Below are 11,935 nucleotides of genomic sequence, written 5' to 3' on the forward strand. Positions count from 1 at the left end.
CGTTCGATCCGGACGCACTAGATTTAGGCGTATCCGGAGCTCGGAGCTCCACTCCCTTTTCTCGATAAAGTCGCAGGCTATCGCTACGACAGCTCCCAGGGTGATCGGCGCTGCCGACGGATGGATTTTCAAGACACGGGAATAGTTTCCAAAGGTGCTTCAAATGATGGTGTGGAGCAAGCATCGGCCACTCCAGGCTGCCGGAAAATCACGGGGGGTCACATTGATCGAACTGCTGGTGACGGTGTCGGTCCTGGCTATTCTGTCGTCTATCGCTGTGCCCAGTCTCCAGAATTTCACGAATACTAGCCGTGCCGTCGCCCTAACCAACGAACTTGTGGCAGCGCTCAACTTCGCCCGTTCCGAGGCGATCAAGCGCGGCGTCGCCGTAACGATCTGCAAGACCGCCAATCCCGATAATGCAAGCCCCACCTGCACGACCGCAGAAGGTTGGCAGAGCGGTTGGCTGACGTTTACCGACCCCACCGATCGAGGCACTGTGAATGACGGCGAAACCCGCCTACGGATCAAGCAGCCGACTAGCGGTACCGGCACCATCGATGGCGGCACCGAATTCGGCAACTACATCACCTATTTTCCCGGTGGGGATTATGTGGGCAGTGGCGGAACGAACGGAACGCTGACCGTGTGTGTAGGCGGCGTCAAACGCGATATTGCCGTGAAAAACACTGGCCAGATCCACATCGAAAAAGGAACTTGCTAATGAAGCGCAGAAACGTTTCGAAAGGCCGATTCGGCCTAAAGGCGGGGCAAAAAGGCGTTAGCATGATCGAAGTGCTGGTGACTATGGTTGTCATCGCATTGGGCCTTTTGGGACACGGCAGACTGCTCGCCACCACTCTCAATCACAACAACTCGGCTTATATGCGAAGCCTTGCGACCATGCTGGCTTATGACATAGCCGAGAGCATGCGCGCCAACCGCGCCGCCGCGATAGGCGGCAGCTATAACGTTGCGGTCGGCAGCAGCCCCAGCGGCGGCACCGTGGCGGGCGACGATCTGGTCTCATGGAAAAACCGGCTATCCGAGTTGCTTCCCGCTGGAGACGGCTCCGTCACCGTCGACATTCAGGGCAACACTACCATCGTCATCCAATGGGACCAAAAAGAGGATCGCGACGGCGACGGCAATAACGATCTGATATCCCTGACAACCCAGACCGATCTTTAGCCATGCGCACTCCCATTTTCGCGATGACGGTACCGCCGAACTCCTGCCGAGGCGTGACCCTGATCGAGCTGATGATATCCCTGACAATCGGCTTATTGCTGACCGCCGTTCTCGGCTACGCATTTCTGGGCAGCCGACAGGCTTTTCGTACCACGGACACGCTGTCCCGCATGCAGGAGAGCGCCCGCTACGCTTTCGAACGCATCTCCTCCGACATCCGCATGGCGGGATTCACGGGTTGTTCGTTCTCCACGATGGCCAATGTGCTCAACACCGCAACGGATTGGGACAAAGATCTGTTCGGCTTCCCGCTGGTGGGTTATGAGGACACGGCAAATCCCACCTACCCGAACGGTGTCTCCGGCAACGTATTGAGAGGTGACGCGCTGACGGTATTGCGGGCAGACAATTCTCGCGAGTGGGTCGTAGTCCATCCCCCCGGGCATAACGCAAGCGCCGCGACCATTCCGGTAGCCCCCACCCATAACATCCAACCGGGAGAAATCCTGGTCATTACCGACTGCCGGCATGCCGCCGTTTTTCAGATGACCGGCCCGGCCAACATCGGCAACAACTCGAATCAAATCAACCATACTACCGGGAATTCCACCGCCCCCGGCAACTTCACGAAGTGCTTTGGTATCGGAACACCATCAGATCCGATGTGCGGCAGCGCCAACAGCCAACTTTATACCTACGCCCCTGGATCGAGGATTCTGCGCCTCAGTGCCGCGACCTATTACATCCGTACCAACGATGCGGGTGAACCCGCGCTCTACCGCCAAAGACTCATAGCCAGCGGCGGCAATGCCGCCACCACGGCGGAGGAAATGGTGGAAGGCGTGCAGGACATGCAAATTCAGTATGGAGAGAATACCGATGGAGCTCCCGGCGTCGATACCTACGTCACGGCCGATGGGGTTACCAACTGGACGAATGTTCTGAGCATACGCATCAGCTTGCTGATGGTCAGCCTTTCGGATGAAAGCATCACTACCGCCCCCCAGGCGTATACCTACAACGGCGCCACGATCACACCGACCGACCGGCTTTTGCGCAAGGCTTTCACCACCACCATCTCCGTAAGGAACCGACTATGACCAGGCGGTTTGAGAATGGCGCCGGCTTGCCTAGAAGGCAACGAGGCATCTCGCTCGTGATGGCGTTGATCTTTCTGACCATTCTGATGCTGTTGGGCACCAGCGCTACGCTGAACACCAATCTTCAGGAACGCATGGCGGGTAACACCCGCAATCGCGATTTGGCTTTTCAGGCCGCCGAAGCCGCCCTGAAGGACGCCGAAAGCACCCTGACGGCTTGGCGCACCTTGGCGTTCGACGGCAGCGTCGACGGCCTTATTACTTATGACGCCACCCATGGTAACGACGCCGACTACTGGGGCAGCACCGTCAATCTGGACAGCTTGGTCGACGCCGACTATCCCAATTGGTCGAGCTCTCGCAGTCCCGCCCAGAGTCTGAGCCAGGTTGCCGAACAGCCGAGATACATCGTCGAAAGAATGCCCAATGTCGCGGCCACGGAGTATTACCGTGTCACCGCGCGCGGCGTCGGCGGCGATCTTAACGCGGTAGTGATTTTGCAAGCTCTTTATACGTATACGCCACCTTGAAACGGAGAGGCAACATGCATCAATCCGCCAAAGCCATCCGCCTGACTTCGTTGTCTTTGGGGCTGCTCGCTTCAGGCTGCCTGGATTTGTCTGCGTACGCGGCGCCTTTGACGCTGTCCGATCAGCCGCTTTTTCTAACCGTTCCGGTCGCGCCGAATCTGGTCGTCACACTAGACGATTCACTCAGTATGCCGTCCGCGGCCGTGCCGGACAGTATCGAGGCAAATCAGGCGACCAATCGTTTCAAGTCGGCCTATTTCAATGCCCTTTATTACAACCCGGCCATTACCTATCCGCCGCCGCCGAAGTACAACGGAACCAGCAATGACTGCACGCTCAGCAGCGCCCCAGCAGCCATGTGCTACCCCAATATTTCGTTTACCGCCGCTCCGATTAACGGTTTCGACACGTCACGCGGAACGGTGAACCTTGCAACCAATTATTGGGCAACGAGACAGTACTCGCCACAGAACACGAACCAGACTAACGCCGGCTCTCCGAATGGGAGCAGCGACCGCGGATACTACGGTTCAAACACAAGCATTACCTACAACTATGGACCTTCCACCTGCCAGGTGGATTTCGACAACAACAGCAGCAACGACCGGATACATATCGATTCCGGATGCTCGGGTATCTTCGCTAATCTTGCATCGGGGGCATCGCTTACGGTTACCGGTTCTTCCCGGGATGGGACCTATACGGTCACCAGCGTCAACAGTTCACAGCAGTACATTTACGTCGGCAATCGCTGGTCCAATGATCTCAACAACCAAACGGGCGTAAGCCTTTCCTGGACGCTCGACACTACGGCAAACACTTACCCGGCCTATTACTACCTTTTTTATACGCAAGCCGGCGTCCCCAGACCAGCCGCTTGCACTCCTACCGCCTCCGGCCAGAAGGACGATGATGATTGCTACGTGAAAGTGACTGTCGGTTCGGCGTCGGACACCTTTGCGGGCACAGCGGAACAAAAGGAACAGAACTTCGCCAACTGGTACTCCTATTACCGCACCCGGAACCTGGCTACGGTGTCCGGCGCAATGCGCGCTTTTGCAGGCCTGGATGGCGAGGTGCGCGTGGCATGGCAAGATCTAAATAACTTGGGCATTACGTGCAATACGTTCGGGACAAATTGCGAGGGGTGGGATGGCAGCACCACAGACAATCGAATTCGACGATTGAACGCTACGCTCCCGAATGGGAAGACTCATAAGCAGGAGCTTTACGACTGGCTTGCCCGTTTTCCGGTTGCTGGAAGCACTTATTTGCGTACAGCCGCCGTCCGTGCCGGTGATTACTTTACGGGAGCCATCAACATCAACCATCCTTTGGCAGACGACCCGCAAATCCGGGACAAGCCTCTCAATCCTGACGGAACGGTAAGAGGTTATGATGCCTGCCGTCGAAACGTCCATCTGTTGATGACCGATGGAGGGTGGTGCGGAGATTCGGTAACCGTCGGCGACTTGAACAGCTCCGGGGTTACCTTGCCCGAACCCATGCCGACCTCGGGCGGTGGAACCACTTCGAGCTGGACCCCGGGCCCCCCTTACAGGGATTACCAAAGCAACAATCTGGCGGATATCGCGTTCAAGTATTGGGTTACCGATCTTCAGTCAGGTCTAGATAATAATGTCCCCGCGAGTTTCAAAGATCTTTCCGGCGATGCGGCGGCTCAGTGGCTCAACCCCAAGAATGATCCGGCGACTTGGCAGCACCTGAATACCTTCATCATTGGACTCGGCTTGGGTACGACGATGAGCGGCACCCCGGTATCCGGCACGGGAACGTACCCGATATGGGGCGGCAGCACCTTCGCTGGGGACTATTCCAAATTGGCCGAGGGTGCTAGCTGCCCCAATCCTCCAACGAGCTCGAGTTCCGGCTCACCCTATTGTTGGCCTTACACTCAGACCAGCGAATCTTGTCCTCCGAGCGACCTGAATCAGCAGCGCAAAGTATACGATTTGTGGCATGCCGCCATTAGCAGTCGGGGAGAGTTCTTCAGCGCGGAGAACGCTCAGGATGTCGTGGATGCATTCAATTCGGTCGTGAATGCCGTTACAGCAGCAAATCCTTCTTTCGCGGCACTGGCCGCAAATTCCACCAGCATTCAAAGCGGTGCCGTACTTTTCCAAGCCCGCTTCGACACTAGGGATTGGCATGGCCAGCTCATCGCCTATCCGGTACAGGGCGACGGCAGTGTCGGTTCGCCCTATTGGGATGCCGCCACAATTCCCGCTCCGGGTTCCCGGAACATCTTCACCTGGACCGGTGCTTCAGGCCAAAGCTTCAGCGACTGTACCAACCTTAGCGCCTCACAGAAGGCGGTTCTGGATACTGACTCCAGCGGGGTGGTGGACAATCTCTGTAGCGATCGGCTTAATTGGCTGCGGGGCAGCCATAGCGACGAGCAACGGAATGGCGGTGCCTTTCGGAATCGGGTAGCAAGCATTGTCGATATCGCCGATTCGGACGGGGACGGCAATCGGAGCGAATCGGTCAATGTCGAATGGTGGCTGGGCGACATCATCGATTCCGATCCGGCTTTCGTAAAAGCAGAGGACTACGGTTATAGCGAAGGCACATCGGCGTTGGCGGAACCGGAAAGATCCTCATATTCAGCATTTGTAAGCGGTAAATCGTCGCGCACCCCGGCCGTATACGTAGGTGCAAACGACGGCATGCTGCACGCTTTCCGAGCTGATGTCGGGAGCGCCGATTCCGGCAAGGAACTATTCGCTTATGTTCCAGCGGGAGTTTACGACAATCTCAGCAAGCTCACTAACCCGGCCTATACACATAAATATTTTGTAGACGGTTCGCCTCAGGTAAGTGATGCTTACTTGTCAGGCGATTGGAAAACCGTATTGGTTGGAGGACTTGGCGCTGGGGGTAAATCGATCTACGCTCTGGATATCAGCGATCCTGACGGCTTTAACGCCAGTAACGTGCTGTGGGAATACTCGGATGCGACCGATTTGGGTTATACCTTCAGTCAGCCACAGATCGCCAGACTAAATAACGGTCAATGGGCGGCTATTTTCGGCAACGGTTACAACAGCGCCTCGGACAAGGCCTTTCTGTACGTGGTGAATCTGAGTAATGGGTCTCAGATCGCAAAGATTGCCGCAGGCGACAGCACCAGCAACGGTCTCTCCACCCCGGTTTTGTACGATGCCAACAACGACAAAATCATCGATTATGCCTACGCCGGCGATTTGCAGGGCAACCTCTGGAAATTCGACCTGAGCGCTTTAACGCTGGCCAACGGCGGAAATCCTCTGTTCACCGCGACTAATGCAAACGGCGAGGTTCAACCGATTACGGTTCAGCCCGTAATCGGCAACCACCCGAACGGCGGTGTGCTGATCTACTTCGGAACAGGGCGCTATCTCACAGCCACCGACCCGTCCAATATCGAAGTGCAAAGCTTTTATGCCATTTGGGACAAACCCAATGAGATTGGAACAGTGCCCCGGGATAACGATCATATACAAGCTCAAACAATCACCACCGAAACAACGGAATTCGGCTTCGGCCAAAGAGAAACCAGCAACAACACAGTAGATTGGGGCAGCAAGCGCGGCTGGTATCTCGATCTGGTGCCGCCTAGCGGCGCCGCCGGCGAGCGCGTGATTTCACGAGCTTTGCTGAAGCACGATCGCATCATCTTCGTTACCGTCATCCCGTCCTCTGATCCCTGCGTTTCCGGGGGAGACAGTTGGCTCATGGAACTCGACGCGGTCACCGGTGGGCGCACCAGTATTTCTAACTTCGACTTCAATGCAGACAATGTTTTTGATGACGCGGATAAACTGGCTAGCGGCAATGTTTCGTCGGGGATAAAGTCGACGGTAGGCATTGCCGAAACCCCGACATGGCTACAGAGCGAGACTCCCGGCGTGGCATATAAGGAATTATCAGGCACCACGGGCAATATCATGAGCATCAAGAATCGGGGGCCTTCAGATGACGAAGGTGGCGGCAGCGGGAGCATAGAACGGAAATATTGGATGCAAATCCAATAGGAGTAACGCGAGATGAACTCCCAGACGACGCCAAGAGGGTTCACGCTGATCGAACTGATGATCACCGTGGCTATAGTGGGTATCTTGGCAGCCATCGCTCTGCCAGGCTATCAAGAATATGTCAAACGTGCGGCCCGATCCGAAGCAAAGTCTGACTTGCTGGAAGATGCGCAGTTTCTCGAACGTCTGTTCACGGAAGCGAATTGCTACAATTCCGGTACTGATCGAATTTGCGGCGATGCGAACGACGGAAACCCGATGTTGCCGGTAATTCAATCTCCACGGAATGGAACTGCGAAATACAACATCACCGTTGCTGCTGGTGCAACAACATTTACTTTGACAGCAGCTCCGGCAAGCGGCAGCACCATGGACGGTGACGCATGCGGTTCGTTCACGCTGAATCAGCTTGGACAGAAGGGACTTACGGGCGCATCGAAAACTGTCAGCGAATGTTGGAATTAACCCTGAACAGGCAGCTCTCTGAAGGTTTCACTACCGCCTCTTTCCAATTGTGAGCAATTTGCCGACGAAATTCTCGCCCAAATATTCTTCATCCTGATTTCCGCTCAAGGGAGCATCGGAGGCGTAATGTCGAGGAGAGGATAAGTTCTCGCAGCGCCTTGGCATTGGATGCGGTAAACGACTTGACGAGCATCCGGCGCAAGTTTCCAGCCGCGGGAAGACAGGGTTGCTGACCCGCTCCGTCGAGTGACTGGGGTCATTTGTGTCACCGGATCATGGTGCCCGGTCGTAGTCATCGAGGTCGTGGTAACCGCGGTACTGACGGTAGAGCCGTCGTGCGATCAGTCTGATCGTACGCAACGTTAGAGCGCTTTCATCTCGCTCGTACGGCAAAACAGGCTTGGCGGAAGTCGTTGGCGCCTTCGGCTCGGGTGAATGGATTCAAGCATTCGTAGGTCGGCAATCCTTTGCCGACGAAGACGCTCGGCGGGACGTGTCGTCGGGAAAGGATTCCCGACCTACTCGCGAGTGCCCGTACACTAGCTATGAAAATGCTCTAGACGCATTCGTCACAACCTTAAATAAAACGATGCGCCCAGCGTCCGTCGCGCCGACAGTAGAATTTGGCACTGGGGTGTAGCCGCCCGCAAAATCTGTTTCGTAACCTGATTTACGGTAGTTCAATGGCTATGTAAACCTTTGCTTAGTGGGTATCGGGGCTAGGAAATAGCCGGATTACCGGCTAACCCGCCTTACGAATTACGGAAACATCGTCAGCAGTAAAGTTACCAGCAGTCGTTGACAGTTCCGCTTCCGCTTTCCGTCTTGGTTCCTAAGTTATTCAATGTCAGATTGTCACAAACAGTGTCACTCGTCTGGCTGCCTTGAGGCGCCGCCTGGAGCGTGAAAGCGGTCGCACTCGATGCCGTTATGCTGATCTGATAATACCCTTCCGCGGAACTCGCTGGATTCGCCGAATAACCCAGCGCAGTCATAGTGTTGGCATAAGTTTTATTGTCCAGATAGTACTGTTCCTGCTTGGCGGCGGCGCTCATCAAAGCGGCTTTGCCGTCCGAGCGTCGGGTTTTTATGACCTGGCTTTGATAGCTCGGAAAAGCGACCGCCGCCAGTATTCCTACCACGGCAACCGCGATCATCAATTCCATCAGGGTAAAACCCCGAATTTTTCGAATACCTTGCATCGTCATGATCGATCTCTCATTCCTTCTCATACCAGAATGTTTTCCAAATCGCCCTGCTTTCCAAGGGATGCCTGAACTCTTCTTCCGGTGGGATATTCCCTGGAGTAATAAATTGTTTTCCGCCCAATGACATGTAGATCGGATCGCTGGGGATGCCCGATCCGGTATCGACAGAACGCTCCTTCGTTTCACCGTTGGAATCATTGCTGGTGTCGAAGTCGTAAACGCCAGCCGCAGTAAACAGATTTACGACATAAGTATAGGCTTTGCCCTCCGCCGGTCCGCACGTCAGGTTGTCGTCTTCCCCAGAATCCCCCACGGGCACATAAGTGCTGAAGAATATTTTTCCGAAGAACGTCAACGGTGAAGCCAGAGACTTTTCGCCACCGTCCGCGCCAAGTCCAAGATTGATATACCACCCACAGTTACACGCATTGCTCGCTGTAGCCGCCGTGTCGGTCAAATTGTCGAGATTGCTCACCTGTTTTGTGGTAGACGGAGGATTTCCAGTGAGCGTGTTACGGTCCTTGAACATGTAAAACTGATTCTGAATATTTGTGTCCAGCGGATGTTCGCGGTCTCCGGAACCAATGATTACAGCGTCAAAGGTTCCGGTATTGTCTTTTGCCTGAACGAAATCTGGTCTGTGGAAGAACCGGCGGTCGGCTTGCCCTGCATGCCGTCCAACGGAAAGAATGGGTGATATCGTCCATTCCGCACGCTTATCGAGGTAAACCGGTGGATCGACTTCAGGATCCGGAGGGGGGGGAGCAATCAAATCCGCACGCCATATCACACCGCCGGTATCGCCAACCAGGATTCTATCGGTCAGCCCGTCGCTGTCTGTATCTACGGCGGTTACGCTGGAGGGTATGCTGTCCAGAAGATCGGCGTGCGCTCTGCATTGGGTCGCCGGAATGCTTCCGCACGTTTTGGCCGCTTTCCACACCAGAGCCCCGGTTTCGGCATCGACGATATAGATCGCGTTGCCCTCGCTATCGTTGGTGCCGGTTGCGGCATTATTGGAATCGGCGCCGCTTCGGGTGTCTTTATTGGCGTCGTACCCGCCCGCGAAGATCACGACGGGCTTCTCGCCGCTTCCCCAGTTCAAGCTGCCTACAACCGGATCGGAGAAGGTCCATCCCAAGTCGTCGAAATTACCGCCGCTGGTTTTGGAAATCGACCACAGCATTTTGGGATCGTCCGGGTCGCTGATGTCCAAAGCGTAATAAGCCTTGCCGCCGCGCCGCATACCTATGTAGGCCCAGACCTTTTCTCCCGATTCGATCGTACCGTCGCCGTCGGTGTCCTTCATATAGACGGCGGCCTTACCATCTAGCCCATACACATGCGGCGTAGCATCTGCATTCTCCGCTAAAAGTTTGAGGTTGCCGATCAGAGACCTCGGCATAAAAGCCCAATCCTCCACGCCGCTCGGCACTTCGGGCGAACTGCCGGAGGTCGAGTTGCGGAACATATGCAGATAGCCGTCGTTGCCCGCCAAGAGAATACGCACATCCTGCACCGTGTTCGAATAGCCCGCCGCCGTTCGCGCGCCGTAATTGATGGGTGTCGGCTTCGAATGCAAGGGATCGGCCATCAGCCAGGGCTTTTGGAGGCTCTGGCCGCTCGGCGTAGCGCTCGGCGTAGCCCATGGATGCACGTCCGAGATGCTCCCGTCGGCGTCCAGGTCGAACGGGTCGAGTCCGCGGGCGAACTTGAGAAGATCGATCGCCATGGTTTGATCCGTCGCGGAGGCGGTCGCGTAGCTGGCGGCGGTGGTCCAGCAATCCGTCGAAGGAGAACAGGATGTCGACTTGTTCGCGCCCCTAAGTTTAAGCTTGTCCCAGATTACGGAGACGCCAGCCGTCGTCGCATCATCCGCGTTCAGCGCGCGGAATGCGGTGGGCGTTCCGTTTGTATAGCTGTCCGGCTCGGTAAAAAGCTTTCGGGCGCCGGATGTATTGCTAGTGCCTGGACTGCCGCCCAGAAAACCGGGAATTTTTTGTCCGGCGCCACCACGCGAGACGCTACGGCCATCCTTGCCTGAAACTTCACCAATCTCCGTATCGGCCGCTACGACGTCCGCGCCACCGGCACTGGTCCAAAAGGTCAGAGCTTCGTTCTTGATCCGACCGTCGGTCGCCGAAATGGCCTCGTTGTCGTTCTGATCGAGAACCAGCAAATTTCCGGTGCTCTCGTCAACCGCCAGTTTCAGACGTTTGAGATTGCCGTTCCAGCGGGGGGTACCTTCCGGCTGGAACAAGGCATAAAACACATTTTCGAGCGTTTCGGTACGGTTGAAGACATTGACCGGAACGGCGGCGGATACGAAGGTCGTGCTGATGCTCAAAATTTGCTCAAAAACATCTTTAAACTGCTTGACCAGATCATCGGGATTGCTGCTCAAAGGCAGCGCCGCATTCGTACCGCCGGCCGACGCATAACCGTTGGTAGTTGTGTTGACCTTGGTCTGATCGACGAAGAAAAAGGAAGTGACATTTTGGACGTCTTCCAGATCCGGATTGTGTTGTCCCCAAGTTCCATCCGCCAAATCGGCATCGCGCATAAAGCGGATCACGGTCGAGAAGTTGTTGTTAGTGCCGGTGATGTTCAGCTGGTTCATGCCGCCGTTGGCCTTGGTCTCCCTGATCGCCAGATCCGAATCGGAATCCTGCTGGGACACCTGGAACATGATGTTGATGACGAAAATCTTACTGCATTGGGTCCCGGACAAAGGGCTAGTGTAGCGGTTTCCCGTTTCTATGGAGGTATCCCAACTGATGTCGGGATTATCAACGGGCAAGTTTTGCTGGTTGTTCGTGTCGTAATCGGTCCAGCCATTATGGCCGTTATAGATATCCTGGCCCGTCAAATAGCGGAACAGCTCGAAATAAAGCTCCTTTCCCTGAAACGAATGGGCAAGATTGCCTTGCGGCACCGGGATTTGAGCAAGCTTGTTGTGCAGACGGCTTGTGCCGGTATCGAAACCCAGCATCATATAGCCGCCGTTACTGCAACCGGTTCTGTTGGGGCCTTCGCAATTGTTGTTGTTGTTATGGTTGATCATGAGTCCGAACTTCACGCCGGTGAGCTGCGGCGCCAGATCGTCCGTCACTTTTCTCAAGACAGCCCGCAACAGCTCGAAAAAACTGACGGTGCCGCTAGCGGGAAGATAAGTCGTTCCCGTGCTTGGCGATACGGCCGAGCGGAGACTGTTGCACTCGCTGCCCTGACAAACAGTCGACCCCAAATTCGAGCGGTAATCTAGAGCAAACATCACCATGGGACTTCCGCCCTCGGTGTTTGCCGAGTTCAGATAAATATCGGTATCCTCGCCATGCGCGGGTTGCAGACTCAAAATGGCAATCAGAGAGGAGACCAAGACTGTTGCGAGTTTCATGGATGCA

General features: G+C 55.5%; 8 protein-coding genes. 6 read left to right on the plus strand and 2 right to left on the minus strand.

Annotated elements, in window-relative coordinates; genetic code table 11:
• Positions 1-163 precede the first annotated feature (163 nt).
• Genes ACWJJK_RS22545 through ACWJJK_RS22570 form a run of 6 tightly spaced genes read left to right on the plus strand, consistent with a single transcriptional unit; the run spans position 164 to position 7,323 of the window.
• Complete coding sequence (locus ACWJJK_RS22545) at positions 164-724, plus strand: GspH/FimT family pseudopilin (protein ID WP_156879956.1); 561 nt, start codon at positions 164-166, stop codon at positions 722-724.
• A complete protein-coding gene (gene pilV / locus ACWJJK_RS22550) occupies positions 724-1,191 on the plus strand; it encodes a type IV pilus modification protein PilV (protein WP_077730976.1) in 468 nt (155 codons plus the stop codon). Before ACWJJK_RS22545 ends, pilV begins: the two co-directional genes overlap by 1 nt.
• A 2-nt stretch (positions 1,192-1,193) precedes the next feature.
• Entirely contained in the window at positions 1,194-2,291 is a 1,098-nt protein-coding gene (locus ACWJJK_RS22555) for a PilW family protein (protein ID WP_086133043.1), read from the plus strand.
• The gene (locus tag ACWJJK_RS22560; protein WP_133716307.1) at positions 2,288-2,821 is read left to right on the plus strand and encodes a PilX N-terminal domain-containing pilus assembly protein; all 534 of its coding nucleotides are present in this window, start codon (positions 2,288-2,290) and stop codon (positions 2,819-2,821) included. The genes ACWJJK_RS22555 and ACWJJK_RS22560 overlap by 4 nt, the downstream gene beginning before the upstream one ends.
• A 14-nt stretch (positions 2,822-2,835) precedes the next feature.
• Positions 2,836-6,858: a PilC/PilY family type IV pilus protein gene (locus ACWJJK_RS22565; RefSeq protein ID WP_156879884.1), complete on the plus strand. Its 4,023-nt coding sequence runs from the start codon at positions 2,836-2,838 to the stop codon at positions 6,856-6,858.
• A gap of 12 nt (positions 6,859-6,870) precedes the next feature.
• The gene (locus ACWJJK_RS22570) at positions 6,871-7,323 is read left to right on the plus strand and encodes a type IV pilin protein (protein WP_077730979.1); all 453 of its coding nucleotides are present in this window, start codon (positions 6,871-6,873) and stop codon (positions 7,321-7,323) included.
• 785 nt (positions 7,324-8,108) lie between these two features.
• On the opposite strand, the gene ACWJJK_RS22575 is transcribed toward ACWJJK_RS22570, so the two are convergent.
• Both ACWJJK_RS22575 and ACWJJK_RS22580 read right to left on the minus strand, forming a co-directional pair.
• On the minus strand, positions 8,109-8,531 hold the full coding sequence (locus ACWJJK_RS22575; protein ID WP_454128504.1) for a type IV pilin protein: 423 nt from the start codon (positions 8,529-8,531) through the stop codon (positions 8,109-8,111).
• Between the two features lie 10 nt (positions 8,532-8,541).
• A complete protein-coding gene (locus ACWJJK_RS22580) occupies positions 8,542-11,928 on the minus strand; it encodes a PilC/PilY family type IV pilus protein (RefSeq protein ID WP_156879885.1) in 3,387 nt (1,128 codons plus the stop codon).
• Positions 11,929-11,935 lie beyond the last annotated feature (7 nt).

It is taken from the genome of Methylocaldum gracile (genome assembly GCF_053646815.1).